The organism is Rhodococcus zopfii NBRC 100606 = JCM 9919 (assembly GCF_001895025.1).
GTDB lineage: Bacteria > Actinomycetota > Actinomycetes > Mycobacteriales > Mycobacteriaceae > Rhodococcus > Rhodococcus zopfii.
In genome coordinates, this window is the sequence record NZ_BCXI01000014.1 from 25,968 (window position 1) to 42,673 (window position 16,706).

The 16,706-nt window shown below is 69.9% G+C and carries 18 protein-coding genes and 2 tRNA genes; 8 read left to right on the forward strand and 12 right to left on the reverse strand.

What is annotated here, in order from left to right:
• Window positions 1–2 precede the first annotated feature (2 nt).
• Both RZ1_RS10065 and RZ1_RS10070 read right to left on the reverse strand, forming a co-directional pair.
• The gene (locus RZ1_RS10065; protein WP_072811442.1) at window positions 3–551 is read right to left on the reverse strand and encodes a nucleosidase; all 549 of its coding nucleotides are present in this window, start codon (window positions 549–551) and stop codon (window positions 3–5) included.
• The gene (locus tag RZ1_RS10070) at window positions 548–1,324 is read right to left on the reverse strand and encodes a fructosamine kinase family protein (protein WP_072811444.1); all 777 of its coding nucleotides are present in this window, start codon (window positions 1,322–1,324) and stop codon (window positions 548–550) included. The genes RZ1_RS10065 and RZ1_RS10070 overlap by 4 nt, the downstream gene beginning before the upstream one ends.
• 70 nt (window positions 1,325–1,394) lie before the next feature.
• Between RZ1_RS10070 and nadE the strand changes: the two genes are divergently transcribed.
• Window positions 1,395–2,234, forward strand: a complete 840-nt coding sequence (gene nadE / locus RZ1_RS10075; protein ID WP_072811445.1) for an NAD(+) synthase — start codon at window positions 1,395–1,397, stop codon at window positions 2,232–2,234.
• Between the two features lie 48 nt (window positions 2,235–2,282).
• On the forward strand, window positions 2,283–3,080 hold the full coding sequence (locus RZ1_RS10080) for an SDR family oxidoreductase (protein ID WP_072811447.1): 798 nt from the start codon (window positions 2,283–2,285) through the stop codon (window positions 3,078–3,080).
• An 11-nt stretch (window positions 3,081–3,091) separates the two neighbouring features.
• On the opposite strand, the gene RZ1_RS10085 is transcribed toward RZ1_RS10080, so the two are convergent.
• Both RZ1_RS10085 and moaA read right to left on the reverse strand, forming a co-directional pair.
• Complete coding sequence (locus RZ1_RS10085; protein WP_072811449.1) at window positions 3,092–3,364, reverse strand: MoaD/ThiS family protein; 273 nt, start codon at window positions 3,362–3,364, stop codon at window positions 3,092–3,094.
• Complete coding sequence (moaA, locus tag RZ1_RS10090; protein ID WP_072811451.1) at window positions 3,357–4,415, reverse strand: GTP 3',8-cyclase MoaA; 1,059 nt, start codon at window positions 4,413–4,415, stop codon at window positions 3,357–3,359. Before moaA ends, RZ1_RS10085 begins: the two co-directional genes overlap by 8 nt.
• Window positions 4,416–4,571: 156 nt before the next feature.
• On the opposite strand from moaA, the gene RZ1_RS10095 reads away from it, so the two are divergent.
• The 4 genes from RZ1_RS10095 to RZ1_RS10110 all read left to right on the forward strand — a co-directional run bounded on the left by RZ1_RS10095 (window position 4,572) and on the right by RZ1_RS10110 (window position 8,815).
• Window positions 4,572–5,771 carry a molybdopterin molybdotransferase MoeA gene (locus RZ1_RS10095; protein WP_072811453.1) on the forward strand — a complete coding sequence of 400 codons (1,200 nt, stop codon included), beginning with the start codon at window positions 4,572–4,574 and terminating at the stop codon, window positions 5,769–5,771.
• Entirely contained in the window at window positions 5,768–6,766 is a 999-nt protein-coding gene (moaCB, locus tag RZ1_RS10100; RefSeq protein WP_072811455.1) for a bifunctional molybdenum cofactor biosynthesis protein MoaC/MoaB, read from the forward strand. Before RZ1_RS10095 ends, moaCB begins: the two co-directional genes overlap by 4 nt.
• A complete protein-coding gene (locus RZ1_RS10105; protein WP_072811457.1) occupies window positions 6,759–7,172 on the forward strand; it encodes a molybdenum cofactor biosynthesis protein MoaE in 414 nt (137 codons plus the stop codon). Before moaCB ends, RZ1_RS10105 begins: the two co-directional genes overlap by 8 nt.
• Window positions 7,173–7,375: 203 nt before the next feature.
• The gene (locus RZ1_RS10110; protein ID WP_072811459.1) at window positions 7,376–8,815 is read left to right on the forward strand and encodes a DEAD/DEAH box helicase; all 1,440 of its coding nucleotides are present in this window, start codon (window positions 7,376–7,378) and stop codon (window positions 8,813–8,815) included.
• A gap of 19 nt (window positions 8,816–8,834) precedes the next feature.
• On the opposite strand, the gene RZ1_RS10115 is transcribed toward RZ1_RS10110, so the two are convergent.
• The 4 genes from RZ1_RS10115 to RZ1_RS10130 all read right to left on the reverse strand — a co-directional run bounded on the left by RZ1_RS10115 (window position 8,835) and on the right by RZ1_RS10130 (window position 12,071).
• Complete coding sequence (locus RZ1_RS10115) at window positions 8,835–9,857, reverse strand: CobW family GTP-binding protein (RefSeq protein ID WP_072811461.1); 1,023 nt, start codon at window positions 9,855–9,857, stop codon at window positions 8,835–8,837.
• A 77-nt stretch (window positions 9,858–9,934) separates the two neighbouring features.
• Window positions 9,935–10,288: a zinc ribbon domain-containing protein YjdM gene (locus RZ1_RS10120; protein WP_072811693.1), complete on the reverse strand. Its 354-nt coding sequence runs from the start codon at window positions 10,286–10,288 to the stop codon at window positions 9,935–9,937.
• 65 nt (window positions 10,289–10,353) lie between these two features.
• Window positions 10,354–10,989, reverse strand: coding sequence for an MBL fold metallo-hydrolase (locus RZ1_RS10125; RefSeq protein ID WP_072811463.1), 636 nt, complete (start codon window positions 10,987–10,989; stop codon window positions 10,354–10,356).
• Window positions 10,986–12,071, reverse strand: coding sequence for an S-(hydroxymethyl)mycothiol dehydrogenase (locus RZ1_RS10130; protein ID WP_072811695.1), 1,086 nt, complete (start codon window positions 12,069–12,071; stop codon window positions 10,986–10,988). The genes RZ1_RS10125 and RZ1_RS10130 overlap by 4 nt, the downstream gene beginning before the upstream one ends.
• Window positions 12,072–12,290: 219 nt before the next feature.
• On the opposite strand from RZ1_RS10130, the gene RZ1_RS10135 reads away from it, so the two are divergent.
• Window positions 12,291–12,605, forward strand: coding sequence for a WhiB family transcriptional regulator (locus RZ1_RS10135; RefSeq protein ID WP_072811465.1), 315 nt, complete (start codon window positions 12,291–12,293; stop codon window positions 12,603–12,605).
• 14 nt (window positions 12,606–12,619) lie between these two features.
• On the opposite strand, the gene RZ1_RS10140 is transcribed toward RZ1_RS10135, so the two are convergent.
• Complete coding sequence (locus RZ1_RS10140; protein WP_072811467.1) at window positions 12,620–13,897, reverse strand: helix-turn-helix transcriptional regulator; 1,278 nt, start codon at window positions 13,895–13,897, stop codon at window positions 12,620–12,622.
• 104 nt (window positions 13,898–14,001) lie between these two features.
• On the opposite strand from RZ1_RS10140, the gene RZ1_RS10145 reads away from it, so the two are divergent.
• A complete protein-coding gene (locus RZ1_RS10145) occupies window positions 14,002–15,513 on the forward strand; it encodes an AMP-dependent synthetase/ligase (protein WP_072811697.1) in 1,512 nt (503 codons plus the stop codon).
• Window positions 15,514–15,536: 23 nt separating this feature from the next.
• Here the strand turns inward: RZ1_RS10145 and RZ1_RS10150 are convergent.
• The 3 genes from RZ1_RS10150 to RZ1_RS10160 form a co-directional block, all read right to left on the reverse strand.
• A tRNA-Ala gene (locus RZ1_RS10150) sits at window positions 15,537–15,609 on the reverse strand.
• Between the two features lie 109 nt (window positions 15,610–15,718).
• Window positions 15,719–15,791: transfer RNA gene (locus RZ1_RS10155), tRNA-Ala, on the reverse strand.
• A 134-nt stretch (window positions 15,792–15,925) separates the two neighbouring features.
• Window positions 15,926–16,672 carry a DsbA family protein gene (locus tag RZ1_RS10160; protein ID WP_072811469.1) on the reverse strand — a complete coding sequence of 249 codons (747 nt, stop codon included), beginning with the start codon at window positions 16,670–16,672 and terminating at the stop codon, window positions 15,926–15,928.
• Window positions 16,673–16,706: the final 34 nt, after the last annotated feature.

Genomic DNA, 16,706 nt, shown 5'->3' on the forward strand with positions numbered 1-16,706 from the left:
GCTCAGTAGCGGTCGGTCAACCATGTCGCGAGGATCCGGGCGCTCTCGTCGACCCGCGCCGGCCAGTCCAGCGCGGACTCGTCGGCGTGATCGCTCACGTGCTTGACGAGCCGGCACCGCGCGCCCATGCGGGCGGCAGCGAATGCGATCGCGAACCCCTCCATGTCGACGAGGTCGGCGCGGGCCGCGAGCGCATCGCGCACCTCGGCGTCGGAGACGAACGCGTCACCGGTGGCCAGCACCGAGCCGTCGCCGTCCGGCAGCTCGAGCACATCCTGCACGGGATGTCCGAGTGTGCGCAGGATCTCGCTGCTGATGTCGTGGTTGATCGCCGTCGACGGCACGTACAGGCCCCCGTGGTGCGAATGCAGCGCGCCGGCGGTACCGATGTTGACGACCAGCGGTCGTGCGTCCGGCGGAAACGCCGCCAGCGCCTCGGTCACCGCGACCGCCGCGGCGATCTTCCCGATGTCGGTGATCACCGTCTCGTAGCGCTTCGGCACGTGCGCGGCCTCGCTCTTCGTGGCGGCGACGACAAGAATCCCGTTCACGTGCGTTCTCCGATGTCGAGGGTCGCGAGCGCCGCCCGGTGCAGCGCCCGCCCGTACCCGGAACCGTATCCTGCGGCGTACACCGCCAACGGATGCAGTTGGTGCAGCGGCACCCGATCGCGCCACCCGGGCCGCAGTGGATGCGCCGAGTCGTATCCGGCGAGCACGTCGTCGAGATACGGGCAGCCGAACAGCGCGAGCATCGCGAGATCGGTTTCGCGGTGCCCGCCGTGCGCCGCGGGATCGATCACGACGACCCCACCGGCAGCCCACAGCACGTTGCCGTTCCACAGGTCGCCGTGCAGCCGGGCCGGGGCTTCGCCGTCGTCGAAGACCCCGGATGCGACGAGCGTGCACGCCCGTTCGATGTCGGGCAGCTGTCGCGAGGTGACGTGGCCGGCGTCGACCGCGATCCGCAGGAACGGCAGGACGCGTTCGATCGCGTAGAACTCCCCCCAGCCCGCATGCACCGTGCTGCTCATCGGCCGCCGACCGATGAAGATCTGCCCGTCGAAACCCTCTGGTGCGCATCCGAATCCGTCCGCCCCGGCGTCGTACACGGCCGCCAGGCGCGCACCGAACGCCCGGGCTGGCGCGGCATCCGGCGCCGTCTCGGTGATCCGCTCGAGTTCGATGGACCCGGCGTCGACGCGGTACACCCGCGGCACCGGCATCCCCGCCCGCGCCAGCCAGGCCAGACCGGCCGCCTCGGCACGGTAGAAATCCCGGTGCGCACCCGGCCCGTGTTTGCGGAAGACACCGTCGCTGCTCACCGCACCGAGTCTGCCCGCGACCCGGGATATCCGCGCGCGGCACCGCAACGACACCGCTAGGGTTTTCCGAATGACGACCGTTCGCGCCCAGATCATCGAAGAACTCGGCGTCAAGCCGACCATCGACCCACAGGCCGAGATCCGGTCGCGGGTGGACTTCCTCAAGGACTACCTGCGCAGCACGCTCACGAAAGGTTTCGTCCTCGGCATCAGCGGCGGCCAGGACAGCACGCTGGCGGGCCGGCTGACGCAGCTCGCCGTCGAGGAACTGCGCGCCGAGCACTACGACGTCGAATTCGTCGCGGTGCGCCTGCCCTACGGTGAACAGGCCGACGAGCACGACGCGCAGGTCGCGCTCGACTTCATCCGGCCGGACCGGTCGCTGCGGGTCAACGTCAAGCCCGGCGCCGACGCGAGCGCCGCCGAGGCCGGCCAGGCACTCGCGGAGATCTTCGGGGAAAGCACCCGGCTGCGCGACTTCGTGCGCGGCAACATCAAGGCCCGCGAGCGAATGATGCTGCAGTACGCGATCGCCGGGGAACTCGGCTATCTCGTCGTCGGAACCGACCACGCCGCCGAGGCCGTCACCGGGTTCTTCACGAAGTTCGGCGACGGCGGCGTCGATCTCACCCCCCTGACAGGGCTGACCAAGCGTCAGGGTGCGGAGCTGCTGCGCGCACTCGGCGCACCGGAGAGCACGTGGAAGAAGGTTCCCACCGCCGATCTCGAGGACGACCGCCCGGCCCTGCCCGACGAGGTGGCGCTCGGCATGACCTACGCCGAGATCGACGACTACCTCGAAGGCAAGCCGGTCACCGAGGACCTGGCCGCCAAGCTGGAGCAGACGTTCCGCAACACCCGGCACAAGCGCGCCGTCCCGGTCACGCCGTACGACACCTGGTGGCGCTGACGGACCCGGCACGCGCCGACGACGATCGACCACGGAGGGGGACGAAAAATGACGACGGTCCTGGTGGCCGGGGGCACCGGTGAGGCCGGGCGGGCCGCGGTGGCGGAACTGCTCGGCCGCGGGCACGACGTGCGAGTACTGAGCCGCCACGGCGGCACCCCGGTCCCGGGATCGCATCCGGTCGCGGCCGACCTGGTCTCCGGTTCCGGTCTGGCCGACGCACTCGCCGGCGTGGACGTCGTCGTCGACACCACCGACGGCAAGTCACGCCGGGCGCGGCCCGTGCTGACCACCGGCGCGGCGAATCTACTCGCCGCGGCCGAGGCCGTCGGCGTCGCGCGGACGGTGCTGCTGTCGATCGTGAACGTCGACCGCGGTCCCCTGGCCTATTACCGCGCCAAGGCCGAGCAGGAACGGCGGTACCGGGCCGCCCGCCTCGACACCCGGATCGTGCGGGCCACCCAGTTCCACAGTTTCGTGCCGATGCTGTGCGCTCCGGCCGCGCGGGTCGGACTACTCCCGGCGTTCACGCACACTGCCTTTCAGCCGATCGACGTGCGGGACGTCGCGCGCGCCCTCGCCGACGCGACCGACGCGCCTGCGCTCGCCGACATCACCGACGGTGTGGCGCAGGCACCGGAGGTCGTCGGCGGACCGGAGATCCTGCCCATGCACGACATCGTCCGGCAGTGGAAGAGTGCGGCCGGAGTCCGCGGGGTGGTCGCCCCGATCCGGATCCCCGGTGGTCTCGGCCGATTCTGGCGTGCCGGGGAGAACCTCGTTCCCGAGCACCGTGACGGCGCGATCACGTTCGCACAGTGGCTCGCGGAACAGCCACGGCACTGACGAAACGGTCGCTATCCGCCGGCGAACGGGGGAAGCACGTCGACCCGGTCCCCCGCCGGGCGGGTGAGGTCACGGGTGAGTTCGGCGTCCGGGCCGGCCCCGACGAGGAACGCCGCCACCGTCAGCACCCGTTCCATGCCGGGACCGTGCCGCTCGATCAACGCCGCCTTCAACGCACCCAGATCCGCCGGCGGAGCCAGTTCGACGGTTTCCTTCTCGCGGCCCGCCGCGTCGACGGCCGCCGCGAAGTACCGCACCTCGATGCCGGTCACCTGATCACCCACCGATAGCTCCCATGCTGCGTTGCGGCGGAGCGAAGTCCGCCGCGTCGATGCCGTGCCCGGCCCACTTGTTCCACATCGCGCCACGCCACACCGCGGCGAGTTCCTCGTCGCTCGCCCCGCCGCGCAATGCCGCACGCAGGTCGGTTTCGGTGTCGCTGAACAGGCAGGACCGCACCGTTCCCTCGGAGGTGATGCGGGTGCGGTCGCAGTCCGAGCAGAACGACCGGGTCACCGAAGCGATCACACCGACCGTGGCGGGACCGCCGTTCACAAGCCACCGCTCCGCCGGGGCGGACGGATCCTCCCGACCGGATTCGGTGAGTTCGAACCGTTCGCCGAGGACGTCGAGCAGACGCTGCGCGGTGACCATGTTGTCCCGCGCCCACGCGTGGTCCGCGTCGAGGGGCATCTCCTCGATGAACCGCAGCTCGACATTCTCGTCGAGGCACCACTGCAGCAGATCGACGGCACCGACGAGCGTGTCGGGCATGAGCACCGCGTTGATCTTGACGCGGGAGAACCCCGCGGTGTTCGCGGCCCGGATTCCGGCGAGCACCGAGTCGAGGCGGTCGCGGCGCGTGAGCCGCGTGAAATGGTCGCGATCGACGGTGTCGAGGGAGATGTTCACCCGGGTCAGGCCCGCCTCGGCCAGCCCGGCAGCGCGGTGCGCGAGACCGACCGCGTTGGTGGTCACCGCCAGCGGGGTTCCCGGCGCGACTGCGGCGCAGCCGGCCACGATCTCCTCGAGGTCCCGGCGCATCAGCGGTTCACCGCCGGTGAAGCGGACCTCCTCGATTCCGAGCAGGTGAACACCGATCCCGACGAGCCGGGCGATCTCGGCCGCCGTGAGCAGGTTCTCGCGCGGAATCGCGGGCAGTCCCTCCTCCGGCATGCAGTACGTGCAGCGCAGGGAGCACTTCTCCGTGATCGACACGCGCAGGTCCCGGGCCACGCGACCGAAGCGGTCCACCAGTTCCGGGGTGTCGGGACGATCGGACACGTCGTCCGTGGCAACCCGCACGGACGGAATCCCCACATCGATCGTCGTCATGTGATCACCGCCGCCATGACGCCAGTATGCCGTTCCGGGCCGATTCCCGGAGGGAGACGCTGCGGCGCATGATCGGCGCCGGGAACGATGTCCATGCCCGCGCGTCGGACGGTCGCAGCGATTGCCGACCGGCCCGGTATGCCTAGGATTGCGGGCATGACAGGCGGCAGGCGGTCCGTGGAGGAACACGTGGAGCACGTCGCGGCGCTACTGGCGTCGCTGCGAACCAGGCCGGCGGTGCGGGTTCCGCTCGCCCGTGCACTGAATCGAGTGCTCGCCGAACCGATCTACGCACCCATCGACCTGCCCGCTTTCCGCAATTCCCAGATGGACGGCTACGCGGTCGACGCCGCCGCGGTCGCGACCGTGCCGGTGACGCTGCCGGTGCGCGGTGTGCTCGCCGCCGGCGACGGGAATTCCGTCCACGAGGCGGGCACCGCCCGCAAGATCATGACCGGCGCCCCGATCCCGGACGGCGCGGACGCGGTCGTGCCTGTCGAGGACACCGACAGCTCCGTCGACGGGGGAACGGCCACCGTCACCGTGCACCGATCAGTCGGGGCCGGCACCTATGTGCGCGAACGCGGCAGCGACATCGCGGCCGGGGCCGAGTTGCTGCCCGCCGGGCAGCTCATCGCGGCCCGGCATATCGCCGCGCTCGCCGCGGTCGGGGTGACCGCGGTTCCGGTGCGCGCCCTGCCGCAGGTCGCGGTGATCTCCACCGGCAGCGAACTGGTCGTCGGCGGCACCGACCTCGGGCCCGGGAAGATCTTCAATTCCAACGGGCCTGCCCTGGCGGCCAGCGCGCTCGCCAACGGCGCGGACGTGGTGTCCGTCGACCACAGCGACGACGACGCGGAGGAGTTCGCCGCGAAGATCGCACACGCCGCCTCCGTCGCCGAGGTCGTGTTCACCTCCGGTGGCGTCTCCCAGGGCGATTTCGAGGTCGTCAAGGACGTGCTCGGCCCGCGCGGCGGCGAGTTCGTATCGGTGGCGATGCAGCCCGGCGGTCCCCAGGGCACCGCGATCGTCGACGGGGTTCCGGTTCTGGCGTTCCCCGGCAACCCGGTCAGTGCGCTCGTCTCGTTCGAGATGTTCGCCCGGCCGTTGCTGCGCGCCGCCGCGGGCCTGCCCCCGATCGATCCGGTGATGCTGCCGCTCACCGCCGATCTGACCTCGGTCGCGGGCAAACGTCAGTTCTTCCGGGGCCGCCGCGACGGTGACGGTGTGACCGTCGTGTCCGGACCCGGGTCGCACCTCATCGCCGGAATGTCGGGCGCCGACGTGCTGCTCGACGTCGCGGCGGACACCACCTCTCTCCGCGCCGGAGATCTCGTGAAAGCGCTTCCGCTGTGAGCGATCTGAGTCATCTCGACGACCAGGGCCGCGCCCGCATGGTCGACGTCTCCGCCAAGGCCGACACCACCCGGGTCGCGGTCGCGGCCGGCGAACTGGTCACGACCCCCGAGGTCGTGGCGCTGGTGCGGGCCGACGACATGCCCAAGGCCGACGTCCTCGCGACCGCGCGGATCGCGGGAATCGCTGCCGCCAAACGCACCTGGGAACTCATCCCGCTGTGTCACCAGTTGGCGTTGTCGTCGGTGAAGGTGTCGTTCGGATTCACCGACACCTCGATCACCGTGGAGGCGACCGCGAAAACCAAGGGCCCCACCGGCGTCGAGATGGAAGCGCTGACCGCGGTCGCGGTGGCGGGCCTGACCCTGCACGACATGGTCAAGGCTGTCGACCCGGCCGCCGTGATGAACGGGGTGCGGCTGATCTCGAAGGACGGCGGCAAACGCGGACACTGGACCCGCGACGACGAATCCGGTCCGGAAGCTGGAGCGACGCAGGACCGCTCGGCGGTGGCGACACCGGACCGCTCCGCGGTGGTGCTCGTGTCGTCGACGGGTGTCGCGGCCGGCACCCGCGAGGACACCACCGGGCCCGTGATCGTCCGGTGGCTGACCGACCGCGGATTCACGGTGCGCGGACCGCTCGTCTACCCGGATGCGCGGATCGCCGAGGGGCTGGCCGACGCGCTCTCCGGCGCGCCCGCGCTGGTCCTGAGCACCGGCGGAACCGGCGCCTCCCCGACCGATGCGACCCCGGAAGCGACGCTGGCCGTGCTCGATCGGGAACTGCCCGGCGTCGCCGACTCGATCCGGCGTCGCGGTCTCGAGGTCACCCCGCACGCGGTGCTCTCGCGCGGCGTCGCCGGGCTGGCCGGTCGTACCGTGGTGGTGAACATGCCCGGGTCGCCGGGCGGAGTGAAGGACGGGCTCGCTGCGCTCGAGCCGATCCTCGATCATCTTCTCGCGCAGGTTTCGGGAGGCGGGGCCCATGAGTGAACTGCTGGCTCGGATTTCGTCGGAGCCGCTCGACCCGGTAGCGGTGGATGCCGCGGTCGCCGGACCCGAGCACGGCGCCGTCGTCGTGTTCACCGGCGTCGTCCGCAATCACGACGGCGGGCAGTCCGTGACCGCCCTGGAATACCAGGCGCATCCGGAGGCAGAGACGTTCCTGCGCAACTGCTGCGCGCAGGTGGCCGCCGAATCCGGCCTGCCGGTCGCCGCGGTGCACCGAGTGGGCGATCTCACCATCGGCGACCTCGCCCTGGTCGCGGCGGTCGCGGCCCCGCACCGCGCGGAAGCGTTCGCGACCTGCGCGGAACTGGTCGAACGCATCAAGCGTGAGGTGCCGATCTGGAAGCGGCAGGCATTCACCGACGGCACGTCGGAGTGGGTCGGTCTCTGACGGTGTCCGGGGCCCGCCCGTCCATGCGGTAGGCTTGCCCGGTTCGAGTGTCACGACGACACTCACCGTCGTGGGATACCGGCGGCCCGGGATCGTGCCCGGCCCGCACGCAAGCAGCATCGGCCTTCCTCGCGGCGATCCACCGCACCACCGGACCTTCCGGTCGCGTGCACACACGCCGCAATGAAAGGCAGCGCCGTACCTTGACCATCTCCTTTTCCGATCTCGGTGTCCCGCGGACCCTCGTCGCGACCCTCGGCGACAACGGGATCACCGCACCGTTCCCGATCCAGGTCGACACCCTCCCGGACACCCTCGCCGGACGCGACGTCCTCGGTCGTGGCCGCACCGGCAGCGGCAAGACCCTCGCGTTCTCGATTCCGATGACCGCCCGCCTCGCCGGCGGTTCGACGCGCGCCGCGGGCCGCCCGCGCGGTCTGGTGCTGGCTCCGACCCGCGAGCTGGCCACCCAGATCGCCGCGACCGTCGAGCCGCTCGCGCACACCACCGGCCTGCGCGTCACGACGATCTTCGGTGGCGTGTCCCAGAGCCGTCAGGTCGAGGCGCTGCGTCGCGGTGTCGACATCGTCATCGCGTGCCCGGGTCGTCTCGAGGATCTGATGCGTCAGGGCTTCGTCTCGCTCGACGCCGTCGAGATCACCGTGCTCGACGAGGCCGACCACATGGCCGATCTCGGGTTCCTGCCCGGTGTCACCCGGATCCTCAACGCAACCCCGCAGAGCGGTCAGCGGCTGTTGTTCTCCGCGACCCTCGACAACGGTGTGGACAAGCTCGTCAAGCGCTTCCTGCACAACCCGGTGATGCACTCGGTCGACGAAGCGCACTCGCCGGTCGCCGCGATGACCCACCACGTGTTCGACGTCGACAGCGTCGACTCGAAGAAGGCGCTGGTGCGAACCCTCGCGTCGGGCACGGGCCGCCGGATCCTGTTCATGCGCACCAAGCATCAGGCCCGGAAGCTGGCCCGTCAGCTCACCGAATCGGGGATCCCGGCCGTCGATCTGCACGGCAACCTGTCACAGAACGCCCGCGACCGGAACCTCGCGGCGTTCGCGTCGGGCGAGGCGCGCGTGCTGGTAGCGACGGACGTTGCGGCGCGCGGCGTGCACGTCGACGACGTCGAGCTGGTCGTGCACGTCGATCCGCCGGCCGAGCACAAGGCATATCTGCACCGGTCCGGCCGTACCGCGCGCGCCGGCAGCACCGGCGACGTGGTGACGGTGGTGCTGCCGGATCAGCGCAAGGATCTTCAGGTCATCATGCGCAAGGCCGCGATCACCGTGTCGCCGATCCGTGTGACCGCGGACTCGGAGCATGTGCTGAAGCTCGTCGGCGAGGTCGCACCGCACGTTCCGCCGGCCCCGAAGGCAGCTGCGGCACCGTCGCGGCCGCAGCGGTCGGGCGACCAGGGGCGTCGCGGGGGCGCACGTCAGGGCGAGGGTTCCCGTCAGGGTGGGGGCGCACGTCAGGGCGGCGGGACCCGCCAGGGTGCCGCGTCGCGGCAGGGCAGCGGAGCGCGGCAGGGTGGCGCGGCCGGTCAGACCCGGTCCGGTCAGGGCGGTTCCGGTCAGGGCGCGGCGGGTCGCCGTCGCCGTCTGCAGCGAAATTCCCCCGCGCGGTAGTTCTTTTCGCTGACGGATGTCAACGTGACGTGAACCGGTGGACGGCGTACATCGCGTCCGCCGACACCGGTTCCGTCGGTATGCACCCCTCCAGCCGCTCGCGCACCGCTTCGGTGTCGAGGTCGGCGCCGATCACGACGAGTTCGGTGGTCGCGGGTGCCTCGCCGCGGCGGGCCGGCTCGAACCGGATGTGGTCGCCGACGGTGTGCACCAGATAGGCGCGGCTGCGCAGACCAGCGGCCACGTGCACGTATCCCTTGATGCGGAACACTCCGGCGGGTTGCGTCTCGAGGAAATCCACGAACAGTCGCGGGTGCAGCGGCTTGGCCGCTGCGAACGTGACGGCATCGTATCCGTCGTGCAGATGCCCGTGGTCGCAGTCGTGCTCGTCGTCGTACAGCAGCCGATCGAGGGTCAACTGCTCCCCCGGTTGCGGTTCCGGCCGGTCCGGGATGTCGAACAGCAGGCCGGGGTCCATGCGGGAGTGCTCGGTGGAGACGACCGCTGCGCGTCGATTCAGCGCGCACAGCCGCCCGAGCAGATCGTCGTGCACGTCTGCGTCGATGCGATCGATCTTGTTGAGCAGCAACAGATCTGCGAGGGCGACGTGCTGTTCCAGCTCGGGGTGACGGGCGCAGGCGTCGTCGAACTCGACGGCGTCGATGACGAGAACCAGCCCTCCGTACGTGATGTACTCGTTCGCCGAGCCGGTGACGAGCCGGATCATGTTGCGCGGCTCGGCCAGACCACTCGCCTCGACGACGATGACATCGAGATCCGAGGACCGGTGCGCGAGCTTGTCGAGCATCGTATCCATGTCGCTGACATCGACCGCGCAGCACAGGCAGCCGTTGCTGAGCGAGACCATCGAGTCGACCTGCCCCGCGACCATCATCGAGTCGATGTTGACCGACCCGAAATCGTTGACGATCACCCCGATCCGCGCGCCGCGCGTGTTGCGCAGCAGATGGTTGAGCAGAGTCGTCTTCCCGGACCCGAGGAAGCCGGCGACGATCACGACCGGGATCCGCGTGCTCGACATGGCTGTGTCAGTCCTCCGGCGTCGACGTCGCGTTCATCCGGGCATCATACGTGCGCCCACAGGGGGTGACGTGTCGGTCAGGCCTTCCTGACGACACTCGACTTGAGCTGCATGGGACCGAATCCGTCGATCTTGCAGTCGATATCGTGTCCGTCCACGCCGTCGACGAGGCGAATGTTGCGGACCTTGGTGCCCGCTTTGATACCCACGGCGCTGCCCTTGACCTTGAGCGACTTGATCACGGTGACGGTGTCACCGTCGGCCAGCGCATTGCCGACCGCGTCCCGGATCACGCCGTCGGCGAGGCCCTCCGACGGCGCGGTTTCCGGGGACCACTCGTGGGCGCACTCCGGGCATACGAGCAACGAACCCAACTCGTAGGTGTAGGCGCTGGAACATTCGGGGCACGGCGGCAGGGTCTCATCATCCACCACGGCATCATACGGCGGTGTGCCCGCCGGGTTGCGCGGGCAACCCGGCAGGCACCGCAGTGGGGTCAGGATCCGGCGCGGATCCATTCCTCGAGATGCGGGAATTCCGTGCCGATCGTGGTGCCGTCACCGTGGCCGGTGCGCACCGTGGTCTCGGCGGGCAACGTGAACAGCTTGTCGCGGATGGAACCGATGATCGTCGGAAAGTCCGAGAACGACCGGCCGGTCGCACCCGGGCCGCCGGAGAACAGGGTGTCGCCGGTGAACAGCTCGCCGGCCTCCGGCAGATACAGACACGTGGAACCGGGCGAGTGCCCCGGCGTCGCGATCGCCTGCATCTCGGTGCCGGCCACCGCGATCCGCTGGCCGTCCTCGATCGTGCCGTGCGCGACACCCGGGTGGGTCATCTCCCACAGCATGTCGTCGGCCGGGTTGAGCAGGATCGGGGCGTCGAGCTTCTCGGACAGTTCCGGGGCCACGGTGATGTGGTCGTTGTGCGCGTGGGTGCACACGATCGCCACGACCTTGCGGCCGCCGACCGCGTCGATGATCGGCGCCGCGGTGTGCGCGGCGTCGATGATCACGACCTCGTCGTCGTTGCCGACGAGCCAGATGTTGTTGTCGACCTCCCATTCGCCGCCGTCGAGCGCGAACGTTCCGCTGGTGACGACCCGATCGACGCGGATCGGCGAGATGCTCACAGGACCACCACCGAACGCAGCACCTCACCGCGGTGCATGGTCTCGAAGGCCTTCTCGACGTCGTCGATGCCGATGCGTTCGGTGACGAACTTCTCGAGCGGCAGACGGCCCTGCTGATACAGATCGACGTAGGTCGGGAAGTCCCGCTCGGGCAGGCAGTCGCCGTACCACGAGGACTTGAGCGACCCGCCGCGGGAAAAGAAGTCGATCAGCGGCATCTCGAGGGTCATGTCCGGGGTGGGGACACCGACGAGGACGACGGTGCCGGCCAGGTCGCGGGCGTAGAACGCCTGCTTCCAGGTTTCCGGCCGGCCGACGGCGTCGATGACGACATCGGCTCCGAATCCGCCGGTCAGTTCCTGGATCGCCTCGACGGCGTCGACCTCGGCGCTGTTGATCGTGTGGGTCGCCCCGAGGTCGGTGGCCCACTCGAGCTTCTTGTCGTCGCGGTCGACGGCGATGATCGTGCCGGCCCCGGCCAGGCGCGCACCCATGATCGCGGCGTCGCCGACGCCGCCGCAGCCGATGACCGCGACCGAGTCGCCGCGCGTGACACCGCCGGTGTTCACGGCCGCACCGAGTCCGGCCATCACGCCGCAGCCGAGCAGGCCGACGACGGCGGGGTCCGCGGTGGGATCGACCTTGGTGCACTGGCCGGCGTGGACGAGGGTCTTGTCGGCGAACGCACCGATTCCCAGGGCCGGGCTCAGCTCGGTTCCGTCTTCGAGGGTCATCTTCTGCGTCGCGTTGAATGTGTCGAAGCAGTACTGCGGCTCGCCGCGCTTGCAGGCACGACACTGCCCGCACACCGCGCGCCAGTTCAGCACAACGAAGTCGCCGACCGCGACGGAGTCGACGCCCGCACCGACCGATTCGACGACACCGGCGGCCTCGTGTCCGAGCAGGAACGGGAATTCGTCGTTGATGCCGCCTTCGCGGTAGTGCAGGTCGGTGTGGCAGACGCCGCACGCGGCGATCGCGACGACGACCTCGCCCGGTCCCGGATCCGGGATCACGATGGGCACGACCTCGACGGGCGCACCCTTCGCGCGGGCAACGACGCCCCGGACTGTCTGCGGCATGACGGTCTCCTTCTGCTGTGGATCGATGGCGATATCGCGATATGTGCACACCGTATCCAGACGGGGACTGCGCCCGTACCTGATCGAACGGCCTGATCTACCTACCCGAAAGACCAGATCGAAAACTTTGTTCTTGAAAAGACAGAAGTGGCGTTGTGTGCAGTTCTAAGTTCGGCTAGCGTCGGATTCGCCCCCACCCTGGCCTGCCCGAGGAGTGCAATGTCGATCGTCAACACGGTGACCCTCCCCCGCCCCCACGCCGACGTCTGGGACTGGCAGCGCGACGCAGCCTGCCGCGGATTCGCGTCGTCGGCGTTCTTCCACCCCGACGGGGAACGCGGCCACGCCCGCGAACAGCGCGAACTGCGCGCGAAACTCGTCTGCGCCGGATGCCCCGTCCTCGAGCTCTGCCGCGACCACGCCCTGTCGGTCGGCGAACCCTATGGCGTGTGGGGTGGACTGTCCGAAACCGAACGCCGGTCCCGCACCAATGCGGCGAGCCGCGCCCACCGGTGGGCGGCGCTGCACCGCTGACGTCCGGGACGGGACTACACAGCGGCCTTGATCCCGGCTTCCGCGCCGATCGCCGCGGCCTCGCCACGACTGCCGGCGCCGAGTTTCCTGAGCACGCTCGCCACGTGGAACTTGACGGTGGATTCGCTGACGCCGAGCCGTTCGGCGATCGCCCTGTTCCGCCGGCCCGCCACCAGATGTTCGAGCACCTCGACCTCGCGGGGACCGAGTTCGGCGAGCGCATCGAGGGCCGGACCACCCGGGGACGGCACCGACAGATCCAGCGGCAGCCGCGCCGCGACCCGGCAACCCCAGCCTGTCGTCGACTCGGATTCGAGTCCGCCACCGAGGGTTTCGACGCGATCACGGAGCTGACGGCCGAGTTCGGCAGCGTCGAGCTCCCCGTCTCCGTCGTCACGGATATCGATGTGCAGATTCTCGCCGTCGCAGTGCCACGCGACCCGGATCCGCGTCACTCCCCGTTGCTCCGCCAGCGCGAGCACCGCCCCGCGCGCGACGGCCCGCGCCGCGTGCGCGACCTCACCGGGCATCCCCCGGCCGGCCGCCGACGGCTCGACCATCTCCAGGGTCAGCGCCCGGTGCCGGACCAGGCCGCGCAGTTCCCCGTGCATCCGGGCGAACGCGGTGGTCATCGCCTCCTCCGCGAAGTCACGGTGACGATCCACCGCCGACCGCAAACCGATCAGCGCGCTCGTCGCCGTCTCCCGCGCGGTCGTGCGAGCGCGGCTGTCGTCGAGGTCCCTCGACCGGAGAGTCGCGAGGATCGTCTCGAGGGTCACGGCGTGCGCCTCGGTCAGTTCGGCGACGGTGCGGGCCCGTTCGGTGGACGCCGCCCGCGACTCGGCGAGATACGCCGGGCTCGCACCCTGAACCTGGAGCTGGATTCCGGTCGCAACGACGGTGAACAGTGCCCGGACCAGCTCGAATCGTTGCGTCGTCGGCCACGATCCGCGCGGCACCAGCACGAGCAGGGTGTCGGTGCGATCGAGGATCGCGCACACTTCCCTGGTGCGGCCGCCGATCACGGCGGGACCGCGCCTGATCTGGCCTGCGGTGAGTTCGCCTCGGACACGGTCGAGTTCGGCGATCGTGACCCGGTTCACGACGGTCGCATCACCGGCGACCTTCCGCGGGCGCCCCGTGCATTCGCGGGTGAAGACGACGAGCGCATCGTGCGGGACGAGGTCGGTGAGCAGCGCCGAGAAACGCTGACCGATGTCGGTGAGCGGACCGACGAGCACGTCGCGCAGTGCGGTGATCAGCGGGCCGGACTCGGGGTTCGTCGTGCTCACCTCCCCACGATATCGGGGCGGTGCTTCCGACCCCTGCCCGAGACGGTCCGCGCTCCACGGCCCAGCGGCGACTACGATTTCGAATCAGGGAACCGGAGGTGAACATGGTGTCCGCAGCACGCGACGACGCGGCGCCCGACACCGTGCCGCGCCTGCTGTTCGATCGGGTTGCGTACACCCCCGACGGCGAGGCCTACCGCTTCCCGGACACCGACGGCTGGGCGAGCGTGACATGGTCGGAGGTCGGCTCGCGCGTCACGACGCTCGCGGCCGGGCTCATCGCGCGGGGGGTCGCCCCCGGCGCCCGGGTCGCGATCCGCGCGGCCACCGGCTATCGGGCGATCCTCGCCGATTTCGCGGTCGCGTGCGCGGGCGCGGTCTCCGTGCCCATGTATGCACCGACCCGCGACGAGGAGGTCGCTCGGCTGGTGCGGCACTGCGACGCGGTCCTGACCGTCACCGACCGGGGAGCGAACGACCAGGCGTTGCACCTCGACGGGCTCGCCGATCTCGCCGCCGACGGCGACCGTCTGCTCGCCACCGAACCGGACGCGGTCGAGTCTCGGATCGCGGAGGTGACCCCCGACTCGCCCGCATGCCTGATCTACACCGCGCGCGACGACGGAACCGCGAAGGGTGCGACCCTGTCGCACGGCGCGGTGGCATACGTGGCGCGGGCGATGGCGGAGTTGGGCATGATCGGCCCGCGAGACGTGCAGTTGCTGTGGCTTCCGCTGTCGCACGTGTTCGGCCGCGGGTTGCTGTTCGCCGCGGTGCGTGTGGGCCTGCCGACCGCGGTCGACGGCCGGGCCGACCGGGTGGTGGAGAACCTGCGGTCGGTGCGGCCGACCTTCCTCGGTTCCGTGCCGCACGTGCTCGAGAAGATCGGCGTCGCGGCCGCGGCCGATCCGGCAGCGCTCGGCGGCAGGCTGCGGTTTCTCATTTCGGGCTCGGCACGCCTGGCCCGCGTTCTCGCGGATCGATTCGACAACCTCGGTGTCTCGGTGTTCGAGGGTTACGGCATCACCGAGACCGCGGGGCCCGCATGCGTCAACCGCCCCGACGCGCACAATCCCGGGTCGGTCGGCCTCCCGTTGCCCGGCACCGAGATCCGGGTCGCCGACGACGGCGAGCTGCTCATCCGCAGTCCCGCCGTGATGACGGGCTATCACGCCGACCCGGCCGCGACCGCGACCGCGCTCGACCACGGCTGGTTCCACACCGGCGACTGCGCGACGATCGACGCGGACGGCTTCGTCTCGATGTGCGGTCGCAAGAAGGACGTGTTCAAGACAACCACCGGAAAGTACGTGGCGCCCAACGCAATCGCCGCCCGGTTCCGCGCGTTGTGCCCCGGCGCGGAAATCGTGGTGGCCGGCGAGGGACGCTCGCACTGCGTCGGCCTGGTCTTTCCCGGCGGAGACGATGCCGATGTGCAATCGGCCGTCGAGCAACTCAACAGCGAGCTGAACCGATGGGAGCGTATCCGGCGCGTCGCAATCGTCGACCGGCCACTCGGCGACGACGACCGGGACGGGACCGGGGTCCCGCAGCGCGCGCGGATCCTCGAGCGGTTCGCGAAGGCGATCGACCGGCTGTACGACGATCGGCGTTGAGACACGCGGCCCGCGGACTTCTGTGGAGCTAAGGGGACTCGAACCCCTGACCCCCACACTGCCAGTGTGGTGCGCTACCAGCTGCGCCATAGCCCCTTGTGAAACTGTGATACCCGAAACTGTGATCCTCGGCCTGCGGAGCAGGGACGAGTACCTCTTGTCAAGACTACAGGCGAGAGTGTGAACTCTCGCCTGTAGTCGGAAGTGGAGCTAAGGGGACTCGAACCCCTGACCCCCACACTGCCAGTGTGGTGCGCTACCAGCTGCGCCATAGCCCCGTATTCAGTTCCTCGTTCGCGTCCGGGGCGAGCCCCTTGCGCTGAAAGAAAGCTACACCATCGCGCTCGGCGTCAACAAATCGGCTGGTCAGTGCGGTGATGCCGGGATCGCCTCCCGGCATCACCGCCCGTGCTCAGCCGAGTTCGGCGACCCAGTTCTCGTTACCGAAGGTGTCGATGACGGTGCCGTTGTGAACGACGGCGGGGGTACCGGTCGCGCCGGTGGTGGCGAGCAGCTGCCGGCCCGCCTCCGCATCGACGCGGGCCTGCTCGATCTGCGAACCGTCGGTGATGCACGCCGCTGCCTCGTCGGAGGCGCCGGCGTCGCGGGCCATCTGCGCCAGATCCTCGTTGGTGTGGTCGCTGTCGCCGCGCTCGGCGGGCTGGTTCTCCGGCGACATCAGCGCCGTGTGGAACGCCGAGTATGCGACGGCATCACCGGTCACTGCGACACACTGCGAGGCCGCGACCGCGCGGGTCGAGTAGTCACCGCTGGCGGAGAGCTGATCGAGGAACGCGAGCATGTGGTAGCGCACCGCGACCCTGCCGTCGTCGATCGCCTGGGCCAGTTCCTGGCCGTGCTTGTGCTCGAGTTCCCCGCAGTAGGGGCACATCGGGTCTTCGAACAGGTCGATGGTGGTCGCCGCGGCGGGCTGTCCGAGCAGCACCGCGCCTCCGTCCTCGACCGTCACCTGCACCGCCGCGTTCTGCACACCGCCGTAGCCTTCGTTGCGGGCCTTGCCACTGTTGGACTGCCACAGGACACCACCGATGACGAGCGCGGCGATGACGAGGAGGGCGAGGCCACCGAAGATGAATGTGGACCTGCTCGACGTCGGCTCCGGTGTGTACTTGACCGGCTTGACCTTCTTCGCGCTCACGGTTCTACCCTTCGCTGCTCGGGGATTGCTGACG

Coding starts and splice junctions, on each gene's coding strand:
- nadE (WP_072811445.1), top strand. CDS start 1,395: ATGACGACCGTTCGCGCCCAGATCATCGAAGAACTCGGCGTCAAGCCG.
- RZ1_RS10080 (WP_072811447.1), top strand. CDS start 2,283: ATGACGACGGTCCTGGTGGCCGGGGGCACCGGTGAGGCCGGGCGGGCC.
- moaA (WP_072811451.1), bottom strand. CDS start 4,415: ATGACGACGATCGATGTGGGGATTCCGTCCGTGCGGGTTGCCACGGAC.
- RZ1_RS10095 (WP_072811453.1), top strand. CDS start 4,572: ATGACAGGCGGCAGGCGGTCCGTGGAGGAACACGTGGAGCACGTCGCG.
- RZ1_RS10105 (WP_072811457.1), top strand. CDS start 6,759: ATGAGTGAACTGCTGGCTCGGATTTCGTCGGAGCCGCTCGACCCGGTA.
- RZ1_RS10115 (WP_072811461.1), bottom strand. CDS start 9,857: ATGTCGAGCACGCGGATCCCGGTCGTGATCGTCGCCGGCTTCCTCGGG.
- RZ1_RS10130 (WP_072811695.1), bottom strand. CDS start 12,071: ATGCCGCAGACAGTCCGGGGCGTCGTTGCCCGCGCGAAGGGTGCGCCC.
- RZ1_RS10135 (WP_072811465.1), top strand. CDS start 12,291: ATGTCGATCGTCAACACGGTGACCCTCCCCCGCCCCCACGCCGACGTC.
- RZ1_RS10145 (WP_072811697.1), top strand. CDS start 14,002: ATGGTGTCCGCAGCACGCGACGACGCGGCGCCCGACACCGTGCCGCGC.